This window comes from Microbacterium sp. CFBP 13617, assembly GCF_014839445.1.
GTDB lineage: Bacteria > Actinomycetota > Actinomycetes > Actinomycetales > Microbacteriaceae > Microbacterium.
The window spans coordinates 144,465-164,925 of sequence record NZ_JACYNW010000004.1; the positions used below are offsets into that span (position 1 = coordinate 144,465).

A 20,461-nucleotide genomic window follows, 5' to 3' on the forward strand; every position below is an offset into this window, starting at 1 on the left:
AGACGGGTCACGGGTGCCGCGCGGGCACGAGCGGCAGGACGTCGTGACGCGCGCGGAGCGCGTCGATCACGACGAGTCGGCCGAGGAGCGGTTCTCCGGCGCCGGTGATCAGCTTGATCGCCTCGGTCGCGAGCAGCCCGCCGACCTGCACGCAGAGAGAGCCGAGCACGCCGACCTGCGCGCACGTGGGCGGTTCTCCGGCCGAGCCGGGAGGGAACAGATCGCCGAGCACCACGGGCACGTGGCCCTCGGGTGGGGCCGACCAGAACACGGTCACCTGCGCCGCCCACTCCTGCACGGCTCCCCAGACGAGGGGAATGCCGAGGGACTCGGTCGCGGCGGCGACGGCCTCGCGCGTGTCGAAGGTGTCGCTGCCGTCGACGACGAGATCGGCGCCCTCGAACAGCTCGCGGGCATTGTCGGGGGTCAGCCGTACGGTGTGCTCGCGCACGACGGTGAGGGGGGAGAGGTCGCGAACGGCGCGGGCGGCGGATGCCGTCTTGGCGGTGCCGATGTCGTCGACGCGGTGCATCAGCTGACGCTGCAGGTTGGTGCGCTCCACGACGTCGTCGTCGATGACGATGAGTTCGCCGACACCGGCGGCCGCGAGCGACAGCAGCACGGGGGAGCCGAGACCGCCGGCGCCGACGACGGCGATGCGGGCGGCCGCCAGACGCCGCTGTCCCTCCTCGCCGATGCCGAGCAGCACGGCGTGGCGGGCGGTGCGGATCAGCTCTTCGGGGGCGAGGGATGCCACCGGCTCGACGAGCGGCTTCATCCGCCGATCGCGCTCATCGTGCGCTCGGGCTGCACGAAGTCGGCTCGTGCCAGACCGACCGTGTCGGAACCGTGAGCGCGGGGCTTGGCCCACATCGCGTCGCGCCACACCTGCGCGAGGCCCTCGTCGTCGGCGCCGTCGCGCAGCACGCTCAGCAGGTCGGTCTCTTCGTGCGAGAACAGGCACGAGCGGATGCGGCCGTCGGCGGTGACGCGCGTGCGCGAGCAGGCGTTGCAGAACGGCTCGGTGACCGACGAGATGATGCCGACGTGACCGGCCAGGGTGGTCTCACCGTGGCGGCGCACCTCCCAGCGCTCGGCGGGCGCGGCACCGCGGCCGCGGGGATCGGCCGACAGCTCGAAGGCCTCGCCGATCGCGGCCCGGATGTCGCGGGCGGGAATGACGTTCGTCGCGGTCCACGAGCGGTCGCCGTCGAGGGGCATGTCCTCGATGAAACGCATCTCGAAGCCGTTCGACACCGCCCACTCGACCAGCGGCACAACCTCGGTGTCGTTGATGCCGCGCAGCAGCACGGCGTTGATCTTGATCGGGCCGAGGCCCGCGGCGCGGGCGGCCTGCAGGCCCGCGAGCACCTTGTCGAGGTGGGGGCGGCGGGTGAGAGAGGCGAAGGTCTCGGCGTGCAAGGTGTCGAGCGACACGTTGAGGCGGGTGAGGCCCGCGTCTTTCAAGGCCTGCGCGCGGCGATCGAGACCGACCGCGTTCGTGGTCAGCGCGATCGGCAGGTCGGGATTGTCTTCGCGGATGCCGGCGATGATGAACTCGAGATCCTTGCGCACGAGCGGCTCGCCGCCGGTGATGCGCAGCTCTTCGGCGCCCAGCGACTGCACGGCGACGCGGACGATCCGGCGGATCTCGTCGGTCGTCATGAGCTGCGACTGGGGGAGCCAGGGCATCCCGTCGGCCGGCATGCAGTACGTGCAACGCAGGTTGCACTTGTCGATGACCGAGACGCGCAGGTCGCGGGCGGTGCGACCGAAGCGGTCGAGCAGCCCGCCCTCTTGCGGGGCGCCGGTCGCGCGGACGGCGCCGGGTTCGCGTTGCGGCTCTGCCGTGCGCGACGATCCCGTGCGTGGTTCGCCCGCGCGCGGTGCGCCGGTGGCGCGGATCGCGCCCAGCTGGCCCGCCGGGGCGCCCGCGGTCACGGTGGCGCCGAGCGGTACGACGACCGGACCCGGCCTCGTGGTGGTGTGCTCGGCATCCATGAGTCGAGCCTAAGCGCGCGGGGGCGGGGGAGGGCGGTGCGGGGCTACGGGGAATCTCCTGGCGGGACAGCTCCGCGAACGGCGCGGGCGATACGGTCGTCGCATGCCGAACACCTTCCGCATCGCCACGGCCGCGCGCCTGCTCGGCGTCAGCGACGACACCGTCCGCCGCTGGATCGACCAGGGCGTGCTGCCGACGACGGGTGCCTCGCCCGTCGAGATCCCGGGGGCGGCCCTCGCGGAGCGGGCCGTGGCGCTCGCCGACGAGCCCGACGACCCGACCGGGGTCGCCTCGAGCGCGCGCAACCGCTTCGTCGGCATCGTCACGCGCGTGCGGATCGACGGCGTCATGGCGCAGGTCGACCTGCAGTGCGGGCCGCACCGCGTGGTGTCGCTGATGTCGGCCGAGGCGGCGGAAGAACTGGCGCTCGCCCCGGGGTCGCTCGCGGTGGCCTCGGTGAAGGCGACGGTCGTGACCGTGGAGGCTCCGCGGGCGTGAGGCGGCGGCCTCGCCGAGCGCCCGACGCGGGCGTGGCTGGCCGGGGTCGACGGGCGGCCGAGCGGGCGTGACTCGCCGGCCTCGACGGGCGGTCGACGCGGGCCGAACTCCTGAGTTTCGGGGCGCGGCACCTCGGATGCCGCCTGCAAGCAGCCGGGACGCCGCATTTCTCAGGAGTTCGGCCCGGGCGATGGCGGGGACTCGAGCGGGTGGAAGGCGGCAATGCGGAGAAAATAGGCCGGATGATCCGCGGATGAGGGCACAATGGAGGTCGCGGGCCGCCGGCGCCGCCGAAAGGAACACCGTGCGCCGCCCCCTTCGCCTTCTCGTCGTCCTCGCCGCTGCCGCCCTGCTCGCCGCCTGCGCGAGCCCGACGGCATCCCCCGCCCCCGCGGCATCCGGGTCCGCCGCGTCCGCAGCCACGCTCGACGGAACCGTCGAGGTGTACGCCGCCGCCTCGCTGCAGCGGTCGTTCGACGAGATCGCCACGGCCTTCGAGGCCGCCCACCCCGGGGTCACTGTGAGCGCCGTCTACGACGGATCGAGCACCCTCGCCACGCAGATCGGCGAGGGCGCGCCCGCCGACGTCTTCGCCTCGGCCGACGAGAAGAACATGGCGAAGGTGACGGATCAGGCCCCCGACCCGCAGCTGTTCGCGGGCAACACGCTCGTCATCGCGGTGCCCACCGGCAACCCCGGCGCGGTGTCGACCCTCGCCGACCTCGCGCGTGTGACCACGGTGCTGTGCGCCCCCGAGGTGCCGTGCGGCGCGGCGTCGGCGACGCTGCTGTCGAACGCAGGCGTCACGGTGACGCCCGCCAGCGCCGAGCAGAACGTCACCGCCGTGCTCACCAAGATCGCCGCCGGCGAAGCCGATGCCGGACTCGTCTACGCCACCGACGTGGTCGGCCGGGATGACGTCGAGGCCATCGTGCCCGAGGGCGCCGACGCCGTGGTGAACCGCTACCCGATCGCCGCCCTCGCCGACGCCCCGAACCCCGACGCGGCCGCGGCGTTCGTCGCCTTCGTGCTCTCGAACGACGGTCAGCGGATCCTCGCCGACGCCGGGTTCCGCGCCCCGTGAGAGCGGCGGGCTATGTTCCGCGCTGGCTGATCGTTCCGGCGGTCGTCGGGCTGCTGTTCCTGCTCGTGCCCCTGACCGCGCTCATCGCCCGGGTGCAGTGGGCGACGCTCTGGAGCGACGTGACCTCGGCGGCCGCGCTTTCGGCGCTCGGCCTGTCGCTGGGCACGGGGGCCGTGGCCACCGTGCTGTGCGCGATCGTCGGCATCCCCCTGGCGCTCGTGATCGCGCGGAGCCCCGCGCGCACGGCGGCGCTGCTGCGAGCGCTGGTCACCGTTCCGCTCGTGCTGCCGCCCATGGTCGGCGGCGTCGCCCTGCTGTACCTGTTCGGCCGAAACGGGTGGTTCGGTGCGCTCGGACTGCCGTTCACCACCCCCGCCGTCGTGCTCGCGCAGGTGTTCGTGGCCCTGCCGTTCCTCGTGCTCGCGGTCGAGGGGGCTCTGCGCAGCACCGGTGTCGAGTTCGAGCGGGCGGCGGCGTCTCTCGGGGCGAGCCGCGCGACGATCCTGCGCCGGATCACGCTGCCGCTGGCCGCCCCCGGCATCGTCGCGGGGATCGTGCTGTGCTTCGCTCGCGCGATCGGCGAGTTCGGTGCGACCGCGTTGTTCGCCGGGAACCGCCCCGGGGTCACGCAGACGATGCCGCTAGCGATATACACGGCGTTCAACGGCGCGGGCGTCTCGCAGGGCACCGCGGTCGCCCTGTCGCTGCTGCTGCTGATCACGGCGGTCGCGGTGCTATTGCTCGTGCGCGGGTGGCGGCCGGGGGTGGGGCGATGACGGCTCGGGATGCCGCGGTGCTCCGCGCCGAGGTGCGCGTGCGCCGCCGTGACTTCGACGTCGACATCGCGCTCGACGTCGCCGCGGGCGAGACCGTGGCCGTGATGGGCCGGAGCGGCGCGGGCAAGTCGACGCTGCTGGGTGCGCTCGCGGGTCTCACCCCGCTCGACGGCGGCGAGATCGCGGTGGACGGGCGCGTGCTCGATCGAGCCCCGGGGCTCCGCACGGCGCCGATGCACCGAGGCATCGTGCTGCTGGGGCAGGACGCGCGGCTGTTCCCGCATCTGACCGCCCGCGAGAACGTCGCCTTCGGCCCACGTGCGGCCGGGGTCTCGGCATCCGTCGCCCGCTCCGGCGCCGACGAATGGTTGGCTCGCGTGGGGCTCCCGGGGGCGGGGGACCGGCGCCCCGTGGAATTGTCGGGCGGCGAACAGCAGCGCGTCGCCGTTGCTCGGGCGCTCGCCGCCGAACCGCGGGTCGTGCTGCTCGATGAGCCGCTCGTGGCGCTCGACGCGGTGACGGCCTCGGAGATCCGCGCGATGCTGCGTGAGCACCTCGCCGGAGTGACGGCCGTCGCGGTGACCCACGACGCCGTCGATGCCGCGGCCCTGGCCGACCGGCTCGTGATCGTCGAGCGCGGACGCGTGACGCAGGCCGGGCCCGTGCGCGAGGTGTTGACCGCTCCGGCGACCGACGTCGCGGCACGGATCGCGGGCCTGGAACGGCTCGTCGGGGTGGCCCAGGGGGGAGCGTTCGTGCGGGGCGGGGTGCGATTGACCGCATCGGATGCCGCGTCTCGCGCGCTCGCGGGCGTCGACGGCACGCCGCTCGCGGCGGTCTTCCGCGCGGTAGACGGGCGTCTCGGCGAGGGCTTCCGGGCGACCGTCGCCCACCTGGAGGCGACGCCGACGGGCGTGCGGGTCGTCACCGATGCGGGAGCCGTCGAGGTCACGCCGGAGGCCGCGGGCAGGCTGGGCCCGGGCGACGTGGTGTCGATGAGCGTCGCGCCCGAGCGGGTGCGGTTCGTTCCGGCGCCGTCAGAGGGCGCTCACGAGAACCGGGGCGGTCGCTGACGAGCGCGCTCCCTGACACCCGGGACCATGCGCCCGCCCGCCAGGCGCACCTCGCGGTCGACCAGCCCGGCGGGCACCTCGACGTGCGACACGAGCACCACGGCGCGATCGCGTCCGACGGCGCCGAGCAGATCGTGCAGCAGGGCATCGGATGCCGCGGGGTCCACGCCCGCGGTCGGCTCGTCGAGCACGAGCACGGGGAAGCCGCGCAGCAGCGCCCGCGCCAGCGCCAGGCGCTGCGCCTGCCCGCCCGAGACCAGCGCCCCGCGATCGCCGACACGCGCGTCGAGCCCGCCCCGCTCGGCGACCCAGTCGTCGAGGCCGACGCGGGTCAGGGCGGCCCGGAGGTCGTCGTCGGTGGCGGTGTCGCGGGCGAAGAGCAGGTTCTGGCGTACGGATTCGTCGAACAGATGAGGGGACTGCTCGACGAGACCCACCGTGCGGCGCAGGTCGTCGCCCGACAGGGTGCGCACGTCCACTCCGCCGATCTCGTATGTCCCCGCGACGTCGAGGAATCGGACGAGCACGTGCGCGAGCGTCGTCTTGCCGGCCCCGCTCGGCCCGCTGACGAGCACGCGCTCGCCCGGGGCGACGTGCAGCGAGACGTCGTGCAGCCGCCCGGCGTCGGCATCGGTGTCGCCCCGCGCGGGCCAGTGCGCCGAGACGCCGACGAGGGAGAGGCCCGAACCCAGCGCCGGTGCGGAGCCCGTGGCGGCCGGCTCGTCGCGGGGAAGGGCCTCGGGCACGCCGTCGGGCACGGCCTCGGCGATGCGCTCCGCGGCGCGCCGGACCTGCCGCCACGAGGCCAGTGCCAGCGGCACGGGACCGAACACCTCGAACACCGCCATCGGCAGCAGGACGACCACGGCGAGGCCCGGCCTTGACAGGGTGCCGCCGGTCACCGCGGGGGCAGCCACCAGCAGGGCAGCCACCGAGGCGAGTCCCGCGAGCACCGAGACGGCCCCCGCGGTGAGTCCCTGCGCCCCACCCCGGCGCACGACGGCACGGCGCAGCGCCCGGTCTGCCCGGCTGATGCGCTCGCGGGCGGCATCCGCTGCCCCGTAGGCCGTCAGCACGTCCAGGTTCGTCAGCAGGTCGTGCAGGGCGTCGGCGACATCGGCGCGGAGCGGCGAGATCGAGCGCTCGGCGCGGGCCCCCGCGACCCACCCCACGGCGACGGCCACGGCGAAGGCCGCGGCGAGGCAGGCGAACAGCACCAGGGCGGCCGGCCACGACACGAGGGCCACGAACACCACGGCGGCCAGGGCCGTCAGCACCGCGGTCGCCAGCGGCAGCACGACGCGCAGCGGCAGGTTCTGCAACTCCTCGACGTCGTCGACGACGCTGGAGAGCAGTCCGCCGCGGCGGGCGCGGCCGAGACCGTCGGGGGCGAGGGGCACGAGGTCGCGCACGAGTTCGGCGCGCACCCCGGCCAGCTGGTGAAGAGCGGCGTCGTGCCCGCTCAGCCGTTCGAGGTAGCGGAACACTCCGCGCGACAGCGCGAAGGCCCGCACGCCCACGACCGCCAGCGACAGGTACATCACGAGGGGCTGCTCGGCCGCCCGCGCGATCAGCCACGCGCTCGCCGCCAACAGCGCGATCGCGCTCGCCGCCGACCCGAAGCCCGACAGCACGGCCGGAGCGAAGCGCCGCGGCGACGGCAGGGCGGATCGCAGGATCCCCCGCACCCGGTCGTTCACGACCGCACCGCCCGACTCACGCGCGAGTCGCCAGGATTCGTCGCCGCGACGAGCGCGGAAGCGACAGATCCTGGCGACTCACGCGGGGGGTCCACCTCGACCACGCGGTCGGCGATCGCGCGCGCCGACCGGCGGTGCGAGACGAGCAGCACCCCGCGGCCGGCGTCGGCCTCGTGGCGCAGCATCGCCCACAGGTGCGCCTCGGTCGTGGCATCCAGGGCGCTCGAGGGCTCGTCGAGCACGATGAACGGCGTCCCCACGACCCGTGCCCGGTACAGCGCCCGGGCGACGGCGACGCGCTGCGCCTGCCCGCCCGAGAGTCCCGCGCCGTTCGCGCCGAGCGGGGTGGCCGGGTCGAGGTCGGCGGCCCCCGCGTCGTCGAGGGCGAGACGGATCGCCGCGGCATCGGGGGTCGAGCCCAGGGCCACGTTCTCGCCGACGGTGCCCGTCACGAGTCCCGGCCGCTGCCCGGCCCACGAGACGCTGTCGAGGGCGTGCGGTACGGGGGTCCCGTCCAGGCTCACCTCACCGTCGTGGTCGGCGAAACCGAGCAGGGCCGCGATCAGGCTGGACTTGCCGACACCGCTCGGCCCCGACACGACCACCACCTCGCGCGGCCCCACCGACAGCGACACCCGCGGCGAGCGGTGCCCCTCGCGGTGCACGCGCACCCCCTCGAGCGCGAGCGTCGTCCCGCGCGCCGGGGTGACGGCATACGGAACATCGGCGGCGTGCGCGGCGTCGAGGGCGTCGAAGATCTGCTCGGTCGCCGCGACCCCCTCGCTCGCGGCGTGGAACTGCACGCCCACCTGCCGCAGCGGCAGGTACGCCTCGGGGGCCAGCAGCAGCACGAAGAGCCCGACGAGCAGGCTGAGGTCGCCCGCGAGCAAGCGGAAGCCGATGGTGACGGCGATGATGGCGACCGAGATGGATGCCAGGAACTCCAACGCGAAGCCCGAGAGGAACGACACGCGCAGCACCGTCATCGTCTCGCGCTTGTAGTCGCGCGTGACCGTCTCGATCGTGTCGGCGGCCCGGTGCTGGCGGCCGAACACCTTCAGGGTGCCGAGCCCCTCGACGGTGTCGGCGAAGCGCGCGGCGAGGCGACCGAGAGTGCGGTACTGCTTCTGCTGCACGCCGCGGGTCGCAAGGCCGATGAGCACCATGAACAGCGGGATCAGGGGAATGGTCAGCACGACCGTGAGGCCCGACAGCGGGTCGGCCAGGGTCATCGCGCCGATGAGGATCGGCAGGGTGATCACCGTCGCGACCAGCTGGGGCAGGTAGCGCCCGAAGTACGCGTCGAGGGCCTCCAGGCCGTGCCCCGCCGTCAGGGCGAGGCTCGCCGAGTTGCGCTGCGAGAGCCATGCCGGGCCGAGGCGCGCGACCGCCGCGACCAGCGACTGCCGCAGCTGCAACGAGGCCGCCGCGGCTCCGCGCGCCGACACCCGCTCGGAGGCGGCGATCAAGAGCCCGCGCAGCAGGGCGAGCGAGGCGGCGATCCCCACGTGGCCCCAGAGCTCCGCCAGCGGTCGGCCCTCGATCGCGCCGACGAGGGCGGCGGTGAGCGCCCCCGCGAAGCCGATGATCACGCCCGTCTGGGCGAGGACGATCGCCGCCGTGACCGCGAAGAAGCGGCGCGAGGCGGTGGCGTGGCGCAGCAGCCGGGGATCGACGGGTTTCAATGCGCCACCAGCGCGGCCTTCTCGATGCGCGCGCGGGTCACGCGCTTGCGGAACACCCAATACGTCCAGCCCTGGTAGGCGAGGATCAGCGGCAGGAAGATCAGTGCCGCCCAGCTCATGATCGTCAGGGTGTAGTCGGTGCTCGAGGCGTTGTCGATCGTGAGGCTCGATCCGGCCGCCAGGGTCGAGGGCATCACGTTGGGGAACAGCGCGAAGAACAGCGTCGCGACGGCGGCGACGATCGTGACCGCGCCGAGGGTGAACGCCGTCCCCTCGCGGTCGCGGAGGTTCGCGACCCACGCGCCGATGAGCGTCAGAGCGGCGACGCCCGCGAGGGCGACGACCCCGAGCAGCAGGGGTGCCTGGGCGTTCGCGGCGTTCACGATCGTCCACCCGAGGAACAGCGCAGCGAGGGCGATGGTCGCGAGCCCCGCCTTCTTCGCGAGCGACCGGGCGTCGGCGCGCACCTGCCCGTCGGTCTTCAGCGCGACGAAGAACAACCCGTGCAGGAAGAACAGGCTCAGCGTCGTGAGTCCGCCCAGGATGCCGTAGGGGTTCAGCAGGGTCAGCACGGTGCCGACGTACTCGTGGTCGGCGTCGAGGGGCACGCCCTGCACGATGTTCGCGAACGCCACGCCCCAGAGGAAGGCGGGCAGTGCCGAGCCGATCTCGATCATGCGGTCGAACGAGCGCTTCCACCGCAGGGAGTCGCGCTGGTGGCGGTACTCGAACGAGACGCCCCGGGCGATGAGGGCGAGCAGGATCGCCAGGAGAGGCAGGTAGAAGCCGCTGAACAGCGTCGCGTACCACTCGGGGAACGACGCGAACAGGGCGGCGCCGGCGACGATGACCCACGTCTCGTTGAGGTCCCATACGGGACCGATCGTGTTGATGATCTGCCGGCGGGCGATGTCGTCCTTGCCGAGGAAGGGGATCGACATGCCCACGCCGAAGTCGAAACCGTCGAGCACGAAGTAGCCGACGAAGAGGAAGGCGACGATCCAGAACCAGAGGTATGCGAGGTCCATGAGGGGCTCCTAGTAGACCGTGGTCGGGGTGTTCTCGACGGAGTCGTCGTGCACGGCGTCCGGGTCGGGCAGAGGATCGGGACCCTTCTGCGCGTACTTCTTGATGAGTCCGAACTCGACGACGGCGAGGCTGGCGTACACGAGGGTGAAGGCGACGAGCGAGATGAGCACGCTCCAGCCCGGCACGCTGGGCGAGACGCCGTCCTGCGTGAGCATGAGACCGAACACGATCCAGGGCTGACGGCCCATCTCGGTGAACACCCACCCGACGAGGCTCGCGAGCATCGGCAGGGGAGCGGCCCAGATCGCGACGCGCCACATCCAGGGTGCGACCGGGCGGGTGGCCTTCTTGCGCGTGACCCAGAGGCCCACGACGCTGACCAGCGCGGCGATACCGCCGAGGGCGATCATCCAACGGAACGCCCAGTAAGTGACCCACAGCACGGGCGCGAAGTTGCCGTCGACCTGGTCGGCGAACTGCGGGAACATCTGCTGGCTGTACAGCGTGTTCAAGTCGTTGATGCCCTCGACGCAGCCGTCGAGCGAGTGCGTCGACAGGATGCTGAGCAGGAACGGCACCCGTATCGAGAACAGCTCGCTCGTACCGTCGGGGGTGCCGAGCGTGAAGATCGAGAACGAGGCATCCTGACCGCAGACGGTGTGGAACGTCGCCTCGGCGGCGGCCATCTTCATCGGCTGCGTCGCGACCATGACCAGGCTGAGCTGATCGCCGACGACGGCGACGAGGACGAACGACACGAGCGTGGACCACAGGCCGAAACGCAGGGTCTTGCGCATCATGTCGGTGTTCTGGCCGCGGGCCATGTGCCAGGCCGAGATGGCGACGACGATCATGGCGGCGAACATCCAGCCCGCGAAGATCGTGTGCGGGAAGGCGGCGAGGGCGACCGGGTTGGTCAGCAGTGCCCAGAAGTCCACGAGTTCGGCGCGATGCCCCTCGGCGGACATCTGATACCCGACCGGGTTCTGCATGAAGGCGTTGGCGGCGATGATGAAGTACGCCGAGAGGGTGGCGCCGATCGTCGCCATCCAGATGCTGGCGAGGTGGGCGAGGCGGGGGAGCTTGTCCCACCCGAAGATCCAGAGGCCGATGAACGTCGCCTCGAGGAAGAAGGCGAGCAGCCCCTCGAACGCGAGGGGGGCGCCGAACACGTCGCCGACGAAGCGTGAGTACGCCGACCAGTTCATGCCGAACTGGAACTCCTGCACGATCCCCGTGACGACGCCCATGGCGAAGTTGATGAGGAAGATCTTGCCGAAGAAGCGCGTGATGTGCAGCCAGCGCACGTCCCCGGTGCGGTACCAGACCGTTTGGAAGATGGCCACGACCAGCGACATCCCGAGCGTGAGCGGAACGAAGAGGAAGTGGTACAGGGTCGTCAACCCGAACTGCCAGCGGGCGAGAGCCAGGGGGTCGAGCCACTCCATCAGGAGCCTCCGATCAAACCGGATTGTGTGGTCAGACCACATGCTACGCCGGGCTCCGGAGCGCCGTTCGGGGTTGCCTCGGCGTCGAACCATATACTGAGCAAGTCATTTTCGAGCCAGCCGGGAGGCCGCCGTGTCGGTACGTCAGAGCCTGCTCGCGATCCTCGATCGCGGCGCCTGCTACGGCTCTCAGCTGCGCGCGGAGTACCACCGGCGCACCGGCGCCATGGTCAACGTCGGGCAGGTCTACACGACCCTCGAACGCCTCGAACGCGACGGTCTCGTGGTCGGCCGCGGCCTCGACGACGAGGGGCGCATGCTGTGGGAGCCCACCGAGGCCGGACGCCTCGAAGCGCGCACCTGGCTGTCCACCGCGTCGCAGATCGAGAAGCGCGACGAGGTCGCCCTCAAGATCGCGCTGGCCGTCACCCTTCCCGGCGCCGACGTCGACGGCATCCTCTCGGCTCAGCGCGCGGCTGTGCGGCAGGCGCTCGCCGACCCCGAAGCGCCGAGCGAGACGACGGATGCCGTGTCGGCGGCCATCGTGCGCGCCGCACGACGCGCCCGGCTCGACGCCGACCTGCGCTGGCTGGACGACGTCGAAGAGCTCACGCGCGGGAGCGCTCCGTTCGCGCTATCGGCCGATCGGCCGCGACGCGGTCGGCCCGCGCGCTCCGCGCTCTGACCCGCGAGTATCCCCGTCCGGGCCTTTCGTCAAGCCCGCGGTGCGTCACCGGGTCGCGTCGCAGTCTGGAGGGACGCGGACGACCCAAGGAGCACTCGCATGGTCATGGAAGCACCTCTCACCAGCCGAGGGTCGACGAAGAAGGCCGCCGCGAACGCCTCTTCGCCCGTCACGCCCCCCGCCTTCACAGAGATCCCGTGGACGCGCATCGACCTCGACCTGTATGAGGTCGCCCGCGACGGGTACATCGTCGGCTACGTCGAGGTCGTCGGAGCGGTCTTCGTGGCCCTGGGCGGCTCGCGGTACGACCGCGCTGTCGAGGTTTCGCAGAACGTCACGTTCCACGCCGCCGTCGACGCGCTGCTGCGGCGCGTGCTCTGACCTCGCCCTCGAGAGAGCGGTCTCAGCGGGCGAGCGTGTAACCCGCCTCGTCGATCGCGGCGGCGAGTTGAGCTTCGTCGACGGCGCCCGTCGAGGCGATGCGCACGAGCGATTCCCCTCCGACGTGCAGCTCGACGTCGACCACCTCGACGCCGTCGAGGGCGGAGAGCTCTTCGGTGACCGCGCGCACGCAGTGGTCGCACGTCATCCCCTCGACGCGCAGGGTGTCGGCGGCCGCCACGGAAGCAGCGGAGACGGCGGAGGCGGCGGGCGCCGACGCGTGTCCGCAGCCGCAGCCCGAGCCGCAGCCGCCCGCGTTCGTCGGGGACAGGCCGAGGTCGAGGCGTCGTTCGGTCATGGGGGTCTCCTTCGATGGGGCGCTCACGGCGCGAGGGTCGTTGCGGCGGACGGGGCGGAGGTCGCGATCGCGGTCGCGGTCGCGGTCCCGCCGACGGGGCCGCGGAGTCGGCGCTCGGCACGATCGGAGAGGTGCGCTCCGCCCGCGTCGCTCATGAGCGGACCAGACGCGCGATGGCCTGGTTCGCCTCTTTCAGCTTCTCTTCGGCGACGGGGCCGCCCTGTTGGGCCGCCTCGGCGACGCAGTGCGACAGGTGGTCGTCGAGTAACGAGAGGGCGACGTTCTCGAGGGCCTTGGTGACCGCCGACACCTGCGTGAGGATGTCGATGCAGTACTGGTCGTCGTCGACCATGCGGGCGATGCCGCGCACCTGTCCCTCCGCGCGGCGCAGGCGCTTCAGGAGATCGTCTTTGTGCCCCTCATATCCGTGCATGTGTCGATGATACCCCCGTGGGGTATGCCTAGCACGGCGTCCCCCACTGTCAACCCCCTCGGCAGCGAGGCAGGCGTGACGGATCGTGGAAACTCCAGGAGGTCGACATGTTCTCTCGTCGCACCGGTGGTGGTCAGCGATGACCGCCGATCCCTTCCCCACCGGCCCCCACCGTCCCGTGCGCATCCCGCACCTGCCCCCGTTGCGCTCGCAGCGGCGAGAATCGGAAGATGACGAGAACCCTGGCGGCGCTTCCCGGCGCGGCACGGAAGCTGTGTCTCAGCCGAAGAAACGGCGAGATCTGCACCCGTGAAGCCGGCCACCGAGGCCTCCACCACCGCCGTGGTGGGCGCCTGTTGTGGAGCGACCTGCAGGCCGATCCGCCCGAGTGCGCGGGCGCGGGGACCCCGGCCGAGGCCGCCCCTCCGTTGCCCGACGGGTACCCCGGCGGCCGGGCGCTCTGCCCGGTGTGCTGGGCGTTCGTCGATCTCGAGGACGGGCGCCTCGCCCCGCACGATTCCTGGCGCGGAGACGAGAGCCGCGGCGAGGCCGACCGGCGGCGGGAGTGGTTCAACACCGTCGGGTGGTGACGCCCACGCTCCTCATCCCCGGCGGCGCGACCTCGCGCTCACGCCGGCGACGCCACGAGTGACGCCCGCCCGTCGACCACCTCGACCGTCGCATCCAGTGCACCCGCGTGCACGAGGTCGTGCGTGACGAGCAGCGTGGCCGTGTCGCGTTCGCGGGTGAGACGCGAGAGGAGTGCCATGATCTCGGCGCCTCGAGCGCTGTCGAGGGCGCTCGTCGGCTCGTCGACGAGCAGCACCCGCGGCTCGTGCACGAGGGCACGCGCGATCGCGACGCGCTGACGCTGGCCACCCGAGAGCTGCGCGGGGCGGCGATCGGCGTGGTCGCCGAGGCCGACGGCATCGAGCAGCTCATCGACGCGGCCGCGCACGGCGGCCCGCCGCGCGCGCCGCCCTCGCCCGCCGAGCTCGGCCATCACGCAGAGCTGCTCGCGCGCGGTGAGGGCGGGGAGCAGTTGCGGCTGCTGGAACACGATGCCGATGCGCGCGCGTCGCAGCGCCGTGCGGCCCGCGGCGCTGAGCCCGGTGGCATCCACCCCGTCGACGACCACGCGTCCGGTGTCGGGTCGCGCGAGGGTCGCGGCGAGGGCGAGCAGGCTCGATTTGCCCGACCCCGACGGGCCGGTGATCCCGGTCACGAGCCCGGGGCGCCCCTCGAGCGAGACGTGGTCGACCGCGGTGACGCGGGAGTCGCCGTCGGGGTAGGTGAGGGTGACGTCGTCGAGAAGGATCATCGAGTGCTCCCGAGAGCGGTGAGGGGGTCGGATGCCGTGACGATGCGCAGCGACACGGCTGCGCCGAGCACGCCGAGCGCGATCATGACGAGCGCCGGGGCGAGGGTGGTCAGCGGACTGAGGACGAAGGGCAGCGCACCGCCCGCGAGCGCACCGAGTGCCGCGGTGAGGCCGATGCCGACTCCGACGCCCGCGACCAGCACGATCAGCGCCTGTCCGAGCGCATCGCGGAGGAGCATCGCGGTGCTCGCCCCCAGTGCCTTCAGCACGGCGACGTCGGCGGCCCGCTGCATCGTCCAGACGGTGAAGAACGCGCCGACCACCAATGCCGAGACCGCGAACAGCATGGCGATCATGAGGGCGAGCGAGCCGATCTCGGAGCGGAACGTCGGCAGCGCGGTGAGGCTGGCGAGGGGAGTGGATGCCATGGTGCCGGTGGCGGCCGAGGTGGCCGCCCAGTCGGGCGTCCCCGACACCGCGAGCACGGTCGCGTCGCCCTGCCCGCCCAGCCGGCGGTCGATGTCGGCCCACGCGGCGGGGGTCATCGCCACCACGGGGGAGTGGCTGTACCAGGAATCGCCGGTGACCTCGTCGACCCGGTAGGGGGAACCCGAGATCGTCACGTCGTCGCCCGCGGTGGCGCCGAGCGCTTTCGCGGCCCCCGCCGACAGCACGACGTCACCGTCGGCGGTCGGCGAGACGCCGGCCGCGTCGAGCCCGAACAGGGCCACGCCGCCGCTGCCGCCCGGCCCCGCGGCGCGGGTCTGCACGATTCCGACCGGTGTGACCGCCTGCACGCCCGGCGTCGCCGTCCAGGCGGCGACGGTGGCGTCGCCGATGCTCGAGTCGGCGAAGGTCGCCGCGGCGCCTCCGACCGGCTGCAGCACGAGCCGATCGCCCGGCAGGGCCAGCACCGCCGAGACGTTCTGCGCGGCGAGGCCGCCGGTGAGCCCCGAGAGGAAGCCGACGAGCAGGGTGATGAGGGCGACGACCGCCCCGATGAGGGCGAATCGCCCGCGGGCGAACCGAAGATCGCGCCATGCGACGTACACGTCGCCTCCTTCCGCCGGCGGATCTCCCCGGCTCCTTCCACTGTCGCCGTGGCGCGGCAGCGGGTCATCGGCGGCCGGGACGAACTCCCTCTCCACCTTTCGGATGATCCGCCCGTGGCGCGGCATCCGTAGCCTGGAGATCGACATGCCCCACCGCACCCTCGCTCCCGTCTTCGCGGGCCTGCGCGCCGGACTCCACGCCCTCTTCGGCGGCCTGCTGGCGCTGGTCGTCGTGCGCGTGCTGCTGACGAACGGGCCGGTGCTCGCCCTGGTCCTGGCCGGGCTGCTCGGCGCGGTGTACCTCTCGGGGCTCTGGCTCGCACGGGGTGGGCGCTCCCGCGCCGCAGTCGTATGGTTGGCGGCCCTCACCGTCGTCTGGGCGGCGCTGGTCTGGCTCGTCCCCGAGGCGGCCTACCTCGTCTTCCCGCTGTTCTTCCTGTACCTGCACCTTCTGCCGGGCGTCGCGGGACCCCTCTCCGTCATCGGCACCACGGCGCTGACGATCGCGGCCTTCGCCGTGCACGGCGGCCTCACCGTCGGCGGCGTGGTCGGACCCGTCGTCGGAGCCGGAGTCGCACTGCTGATCGGCCTCGGCTACTCGGCACTCGAGCGGCGCGCGGCCGAGCGCGAGGCCCTCATGGCCGAGCTGCTGGCGACCCGCGACCGGCTGGCCGCCGCCGAGCGCGAGCAGGGCACTCTCGCCGAGCGCGCCCGCCTGGCACGCGAACTGCACGACACGGTCGCCCAGGGGCTCTCGAGCATCCAGATGCTGCTGCACGCCGCCGAGCGAGCCGATGCCGAGGGGCCGGGCATCGCGCACGTGCGCCTCGCGCGCCAGACCGCGGCCGACGGCCTGGCCGAGACGCGGCGGTTCATCCGCGAGCTCGCGCCGCCGAGCCTCGATCGGGGACTCGGCTCCGCCCTCGAGCGTCTCGCCGCCGGCTGGGGCGCCCGCGAGCACATCCCCGTCGACGTCGATGTGGATGCCGCGGTGTCCCTGCCGATGGACGCGCAGACGGCGCTCCTGCGCATCGCCCAGGGCGCTCTCGCCAACGTCGCCCAGCACGCCCGCGCCCACCGGGTCGGCATCCGACTGAGCGGCGACCGGGGGACCGCGCGTCTGACGATCACCGACGACGGGGAGGGGTTCGATCCGCGCGGCGCCGAGGACGCGGCATCCAGTACCGACTCGTTCGGCCTGCGCGCCATGGGCGAGCGGGTCGACCAGCTTGACGGGCGACTCGACGTCGACAGCGTCGCGGGCTCCGGAACGACGATCACCGTGACGCTGCCGGGGGCGACGCCGTGATCCGCGTGCTCATCGCCGACGATCACCCCGTGGTGCGCGCGGGCATGCGGGCGCTGCTCGATGCCGAGAGCGACATCGACGTGGTGGGCGAGGCCGCCACGGCCGACGAGTCCGTCGCCCTGGCCGACACCCTCGCTCCCGAACTCGTGCTGATGGACCTGCAGTTCGGTGACCGCGCGGCCGGTGCCGACGCGACACGGCGGATCCGCGCGCTCGCCGCACCCCCGTACGTGCTCGTGCTGACCAACTACGACACCGACGGCGACATCCTCGGCGCCGTCGAAGCGGGGGCCAGCGGCTACCTGCTCAAAGACGCCCCTCCCCACGAACTGCTCGCCGGAGTGCGAGCCGCGGCCGCCGGCCAGAGCGCCGTGGCCCCCGCGATCGCCGGGCGCCTGCTGGCGCGACTGCGCGAACCCCGCGTGACGCTGTCGGTGCGTGAGATCGAGGTGCTCCGACTCGTCGCGCGCGGGGCCTCCAACGCCGACGTGGCCGCGCACCTGCACATCACCGACGCCACGGTGAAGTCCCATCTCGCGCACGTGTTCTCGAAGCTGGGCGTCTCGTCGCGCACCGCCGCGGTCTCGAGGGCGCGAGCCCTCGGCATCGTGCGCTGACCGGGTTCGCCGCGTCGCGGCACGTACGATGGGCGACATGATCCGGGTGCGTGTGGTCGGTGTGGCCCTCGACCCGGCCCAGCAGCACGTCATCCTGTTGAAGCCGGTCGACACCGCCACCGACGGCGACCTGGTGCTGCCGGTGTGGATCGGCGCCCAAGAGGCGATGTCGATCCTCGTCGCGATCGAGGGCACCGGGAGTCCCCGTCCCCTCGCGCACGACCTGACCACGGCCATGCTCGGCGAGCTGTCGGCCTCGGTCGAGCGCGTCGAGGTCACGCACCTCGACGCGGGCACGTTCCACGCCCGCGTGCTGCTCGCGACGCCCGCGGGACCGCGCACCTTCGACGCCCGCCCGTCGGATGCCATCGCGCTCGCCGCCCGTTCCGGCGGGTCGATCTGGGTGGCCGCCGATGTGCTCGCCGAGGCCGGCGTGCCCGACGACGCGGTCGAGATCGAGCCGTCCGCCGAGGACGACCGGGTCGAGGAGTTCCGCCGATTCCTCGACGACGTCGACCCCGACGATTTCCAGGGCTGACACATCGACCGAGCGGCGCCGGGCGCTCCTAGACTCGCGGAGGGGCCGCCCGCGCGGCCGTGATCCACGAGGAACGGGGAACCAATGCAACTCGCCATGGTCGGGCTCGGACGAATGGGCGCCAACATCGTCCGCAGGCTCATGAAAGACGGTCACGACTGCGTCGTGTTCGACGTGAATCAGGATGCCGTGGCCGCCCTCGTGGCCGAGGGGGCGACCGGCGCCACCAGCATCGCCGACCTCGCCTCGAAGCTGACCAAGCCCCGTGCCGTCTGGCTGATGATCCCCGCCGGCCTCACCGGCTCGGTCGTCGACCAGGTCGCCGAGGTCTTCGAGCCCGGCGACATCATCATCGACGGCGGCAACTCGAACTACCGCGACGACGTGCGTCGCGCCGCCAAGCTGAACGACTCCGGCATCCACTACGTCGACGTCGGCACCAGCGGCGGCGTCTTCGGGCTCGAGCGCGGCTATTGCCTCATGGTCGGCGGCCACGACGAGGCCGTCGCGCACCTCGAGCCGGTGCTGCGCACCATCGCCCCGGGACCGGGCGAGGTCGAGCGCACGCCCGGCCGCACCGGCGACTTCTCGACCGAGGAGCGCGGCTACCTCCACTGCGGGCCCTCGGGCGCCGGGCACTTCGTCAAGATGGTCCACAACGGCATCGAGTACGGCATCATGGCCGCGCTCGCCGAGGGCCTGAACGTGCTGAACAACGCCGACGCCGGGTTGCACCAGGGGGAGCACTCCGCCGAGGTGGCGCCGCTGGAGGAGCCCGAGTTCTACCAGTTCGACATCGACACCGCCCGCGTCACCGAGCTGTGGCGTCGAGGCTCGGTCATCTCGTCGTGGTTGCTCGACCTCACCTCGGCCGCTCTCACGCAGAACCCCACGCTCGACGGCCTGGCCGGCCGCGTCTCGGATTCGGGTGAGGGCCGCTGGACGGTCAAGGCGGCCGTCGACACCGGCGTTCCCGTGCCGGTGCTCGCCGCGTCGCTGTTCGAGCGTTTCGCCTCGCGGGGCGAGGACCACTTCGCCAACCAGGTGCTCTCGGCGATGCGTCTGCAGTTCGGCGGGCACCAGGAGCTCCCCGCCGGCGACGTGCTCGAGGCGGGCCAGAAGAAGGCCGAGAGCGGAACGAACTGACCCGCTTCGCCCGGTCAGCGGGCCGGGTCAGCGGGTCAGCGTGATCTGACAGATGTGCAGGCCCTCGCCGTCGGTCCAGACCTCGACGGCGGGGGCGACGCACGGCCCGCTCTCGGCGGTGAGCAACTGCACCGCGCCCTCTTCGTACTGCGCGTACGGACCCACGGTTCCGCGGACCGGGGTGGAGATCCCCGAGGGGAGCGTCCCGGTCGTCGCGAGGGCCTCCATGAGCGGCACGCTCGCGGTCTCGGTGTAGTGCGACGCCGCGTCGTAGTCGCGGCAGTTGGCCGTGTCGTCGGCGCCGACGGGGAACCCCGTGCCGAGGCAGTAGCCGCCGACCGGCATGTCGGGGAGGGAGCCGTTCTCGGTGCGGTACTTCTCGAAGACCTCCTGCCACTGCACGAGGCGCCCCGTAGCCTCGGCGTTCGGATCGGACTGCTGCGCCGACAGGAACCACGCCAGAAAGGCGAGTGCGCCGACGACGAGGACTCCTCCGACGGCCAGCGCGGTGACGGCGGCGGGGTGAAGGCGGGCGGAGGACTTCGTGGGCGTCGACATGGAGCGGACTTTCTCGAGGGACGCCGCAGCGCCGAGCGGGGGAGGAACGACCGGTGTAGGTTGCCACGCGGGCACGATCGACCCTCGCGACGGATGCGCCATCGCGCGCGGTATCGCCCGCGGGTTCACCTGCCGGTTCATCCGTTCGCCGTGCGGGGGACAGACGCGTCGCCGGCGCGGGGGAGACTAGAGGGATGAGCAGTTCCGCGTCGTCCTCGTCCTCCGACCGTTACGTCGTCGCCACCGACGGCGCGTGCAAGGGCAATCCCGGCCCGGCCGGCTGGGCGTGGGTCGGCGAAGACGGCCACTGGGCGGCCGGATCCATCCCCGAGGGGACCAACAACATCGGCGAGCTGCTGGGCCTGCTGCACGCGATCACCGACCACACCGACGTGCGGGAGCTCGTCGTGCAGGCCGACTCGAAGTATGCGATCGACACGTACTCGTCGTGGATGGACGGCCACCGGCGACGCGGCTGGGTCACGAGCGCGAAGAAGCCGGTGGCCAACCGCTCGATCCTCGAGGCCCTCATCGTCGCGCGTGACGCCCGACGCGAGGCGGGCATGCCCGACGTCGTCCTCGAACACGTCCGCGGTCACAGCGGGCACGTGCTCAACTCCTGGGCCGACGAGCGCGCGGTGCGCGCGTCGCAGCACGCCGCGAAGGGCGAGGAACTCGTCTGGACGTCGCTGCGCGGCCTCGACCGCCTCGAAGTCTCATCGGCGCCGCCCCGCTCGGCGGCGGATCGCAAGGGGCGCTGACGCCGCA

23 protein-coding genes are annotated in these 20,461 nt (G+C 72.7%); 12 read left to right on the top strand and 11 right to left on the bottom strand.

Annotation, left to right across the window (positions count from 1 at the left end; translation table 11 throughout):
* Positions 1 to 7 precede the first annotated feature (7 nt).
* Together IFU40_RS12605 and moaA are read right to left on the bottom strand one after the other, a co-directional pair.
* Positions 8 to 778, bottom strand: a complete 771-nt coding sequence (locus IFU40_RS12605; protein WP_191926548.1) for a HesA/MoeB/ThiF family protein — start codon at positions 776 to 778, stop codon at positions 8 to 10.
* Complete coding sequence (gene moaA / locus IFU40_RS12610; protein ID WP_191926549.1) at positions 775 to 2,001, bottom strand: GTP 3',8-cyclase MoaA; 1,227 nt, start codon at positions 1,999 to 2,001, stop codon at positions 775 to 777. The genes IFU40_RS12605 and moaA overlap by 4 nt, the downstream gene beginning before the upstream one ends.
* 103 nt (positions 2,002 to 2,104) lie before the next feature.
* Between moaA and IFU40_RS12615 the strand changes: the two genes are divergently transcribed.
* The 4 genes from IFU40_RS12615 (at position 2,105) to IFU40_RS12630 (ending at position 5,433) form a co-directional block, all read left to right on the top strand.
* On the top strand, positions 2,105 to 2,500 hold the full coding sequence (locus tag IFU40_RS12615; RefSeq protein WP_055838769.1) for a TOBE domain-containing protein: 396 nt from the start codon (positions 2,105 to 2,107) through the stop codon (positions 2,498 to 2,500).
* Between the two features lie 304 nt (positions 2,501 to 2,804).
* On the top strand, positions 2,805 to 3,584 hold the full coding sequence (modA, locus tag IFU40_RS12620; protein ID WP_191926550.1) for a molybdate ABC transporter substrate-binding protein: 780 nt from the start codon (positions 2,805 to 2,807) through the stop codon (positions 3,582 to 3,584).
* Positions 3,581 to 4,360 (top strand): molybdate ABC transporter permease subunit, encoded by a 780-nt coding sequence (gene modB / locus IFU40_RS12625; protein WP_070409429.1) that lies wholly within the window; start codon positions 3,581 to 3,583, stop codon positions 4,358 to 4,360. Before modA ends, modB begins: the two co-directional genes overlap by 4 nt.
* A complete protein-coding gene (locus IFU40_RS12630; protein ID WP_191926551.1) occupies positions 4,357 to 5,433 on the top strand; it encodes a sulfate/molybdate ABC transporter ATP-binding protein in 1,077 nt (358 codons plus the stop codon). The genes modB and IFU40_RS12630 overlap by 4 nt, the downstream gene beginning before the upstream one ends.
* Here IFU40_RS12630 and cydC read toward each other — a convergent pair.
* The 4 genes from cydC to IFU40_RS12650 are packed head-to-tail and all read right to left on the bottom strand — an operon-like array spanning position 5,409 to position 11,295.
* Positions 5,409 to 7,133: a thiol reductant ABC exporter subunit CydC gene (cydC, locus tag IFU40_RS12635; RefSeq protein ID WP_191926552.1), complete on the bottom strand. Its 1,725-nt coding sequence runs from the start codon at positions 7,131 to 7,133 to the stop codon at positions 5,409 to 5,411. The two genes, IFU40_RS12630 and cydC, sit on opposite strands and share 25 nt — an antisense overlap.
* Positions 7,130 to 8,818: a thiol reductant ABC exporter subunit CydD gene (gene cydD, locus IFU40_RS12640; RefSeq protein WP_191926553.1), complete on the bottom strand. Its 1,689-nt coding sequence runs from the start codon at positions 8,816 to 8,818 to the stop codon at positions 7,130 to 7,132. Before cydD ends, cydC begins: the two co-directional genes overlap by 4 nt.
* On the bottom strand, positions 8,815 to 9,846 hold the full coding sequence (gene cydB / locus IFU40_RS12645) for a cytochrome d ubiquinol oxidase subunit II (protein WP_191926554.1): 1,032 nt from the start codon (positions 9,844 to 9,846) through the stop codon (positions 8,815 to 8,817). The genes cydD and cydB overlap by 4 nt, the downstream gene beginning before the upstream one ends.
* A gap of 9 nt (positions 9,847 to 9,855) precedes the next feature.
* On the bottom strand, positions 9,856 to 11,295 hold the full coding sequence (locus IFU40_RS12650) for a cytochrome ubiquinol oxidase subunit I (RefSeq protein ID WP_055838752.1): 1,440 nt from the start codon (positions 11,293 to 11,295) through the stop codon (positions 9,856 to 9,858).
* Between the two features lie 133 nt (positions 11,296 to 11,428).
* On the opposite strand from IFU40_RS12650, the gene IFU40_RS12655 reads away from it, so the two are divergent.
* Together IFU40_RS12655 and IFU40_RS12660 are read left to right on the top strand one after the other, a co-directional pair.
* Positions 11,429 to 11,980, top strand: a complete 552-nt coding sequence (locus tag IFU40_RS12655; RefSeq protein ID WP_191926555.1) for a helix-turn-helix transcriptional regulator — start codon at positions 11,429 to 11,431, stop codon at positions 11,978 to 11,980.
* 99 nt (positions 11,981 to 12,079) lie between these two features.
* The gene (locus tag IFU40_RS12660) at positions 12,080 to 12,361 is read left to right on the top strand and encodes a hypothetical protein (RefSeq protein ID WP_191926556.1); all 282 of its coding nucleotides are present in this window, start codon (positions 12,080 to 12,082) and stop codon (positions 12,359 to 12,361) included.
* Between the two features lie 22 nt (positions 12,362 to 12,383).
* Here IFU40_RS12660 and IFU40_RS12665 read toward each other — a convergent pair whose 3' ends face one another.
* Together IFU40_RS12665 and IFU40_RS12670 are read right to left on the bottom strand one after the other, a co-directional pair.
* On the bottom strand, positions 12,384 to 12,719 hold the full coding sequence (locus tag IFU40_RS12665; RefSeq protein WP_191926557.1) for a heavy-metal-associated domain-containing protein: 336 nt from the start codon (positions 12,717 to 12,719) through the stop codon (positions 12,384 to 12,386).
* 151 nt (positions 12,720 to 12,870) lie between these two features.
* On the bottom strand, positions 12,871 to 13,152 hold the full coding sequence (locus IFU40_RS12670; protein WP_055838744.1) for a metal-sensitive transcriptional regulator: 282 nt from the start codon (positions 13,150 to 13,152) through the stop codon (positions 12,871 to 12,873).
* Positions 13,153 to 13,382: 230 nt separating this feature from the next.
* Here IFU40_RS12670 and IFU40_RS12675 point away from each other — a divergent pair, with 230 nt between their 5' ends.
* Complete coding sequence (locus tag IFU40_RS12675) at positions 13,383 to 13,742, top strand: hypothetical protein (RefSeq protein WP_235560572.1); 360 nt, start codon at positions 13,383 to 13,385, stop codon at positions 13,740 to 13,742.
* A 38-nt stretch (positions 13,743 to 13,780) separates the two neighbouring features.
* Here the strand turns inward: IFU40_RS12675 and IFU40_RS12680 are convergent, their stop codons facing one another.
* Both IFU40_RS12680 and IFU40_RS12685 read right to left on the bottom strand, forming a co-directional pair.
* The gene (locus IFU40_RS12680; protein ID WP_191926558.1) at positions 13,781 to 14,473 is read right to left on the bottom strand and encodes an ABC transporter ATP-binding protein; all 693 of its coding nucleotides are present in this window, start codon (positions 14,471 to 14,473) and stop codon (positions 13,781 to 13,783) included.
* Positions 14,470 to 15,525 carry an ABC transporter permease gene (locus tag IFU40_RS12685; RefSeq protein WP_191926559.1) on the bottom strand — a complete coding sequence of 352 codons (1,056 nt, stop codon included), beginning with the start codon at positions 15,523 to 15,525 and terminating at the stop codon, positions 14,470 to 14,472. Before IFU40_RS12685 ends, IFU40_RS12680 begins: the two co-directional genes overlap by 4 nt.
* Positions 15,526 to 15,670: 145 nt before the next feature.
* On the opposite strand from IFU40_RS12685, the gene IFU40_RS12690 reads away from it, so the two are divergent.
* From IFU40_RS12690 to gnd, 4 genes are all read left to right on the top strand, one after another.
* Positions 15,671 to 16,834 carry a sensor histidine kinase gene (locus tag IFU40_RS12690; RefSeq protein ID WP_191926560.1) on the top strand — a complete coding sequence of 388 codons (1,164 nt, stop codon included), beginning with the start codon at positions 15,671 to 15,673 and terminating at the stop codon, positions 16,832 to 16,834.
* On the top strand, positions 16,831 to 17,451 hold the full coding sequence (locus tag IFU40_RS12695) for a response regulator (protein WP_191926561.1): 621 nt from the start codon (positions 16,831 to 16,833) through the stop codon (positions 17,449 to 17,451). The genes IFU40_RS12690 and IFU40_RS12695 overlap by 4 nt, the downstream gene beginning before the upstream one ends.
* 37 nt (positions 17,452 to 17,488) lie before the next feature.
* Positions 17,489 to 17,989: a bifunctional nuclease family protein gene (locus IFU40_RS12700; protein ID WP_055939407.1), complete on the top strand. Its 501-nt coding sequence runs from the start codon at positions 17,489 to 17,491 to the stop codon at positions 17,987 to 17,989.
* Positions 17,990 to 18,073: 84 nt separating this feature from the next.
* Positions 18,074 to 19,135 carry a phosphogluconate dehydrogenase (NAD(+)-dependent, decarboxylating) gene (gene gnd, locus IFU40_RS12705; protein ID WP_055838724.1) on the top strand — a complete coding sequence of 354 codons (1,062 nt, stop codon included), beginning with the start codon at positions 18,074 to 18,076 and terminating at the stop codon, positions 19,133 to 19,135.
* Between the two features lie 27 nt (positions 19,136 to 19,162).
* On the opposite strand, the gene IFU40_RS12710 is transcribed toward gnd, so the two are convergent.
* Positions 19,163 to 19,693, bottom strand: a complete 531-nt coding sequence (locus IFU40_RS12710) for a hypothetical protein (RefSeq protein WP_191926562.1) — start codon at positions 19,691 to 19,693, stop codon at positions 19,163 to 19,165.
* Positions 19,694 to 19,887: 194 nt separating this feature from the next.
* Between IFU40_RS12710 and IFU40_RS12715 the strand changes: the two genes are divergently transcribed.
* Complete coding sequence (locus tag IFU40_RS12715; protein WP_191926563.1) at positions 19,888 to 20,454, top strand: ribonuclease H family protein; 567 nt, start codon at positions 19,888 to 19,890, stop codon at positions 20,452 to 20,454.
* The last annotated feature ends 7 nt before the right edge of the window (positions 20,455 to 20,461 follow it).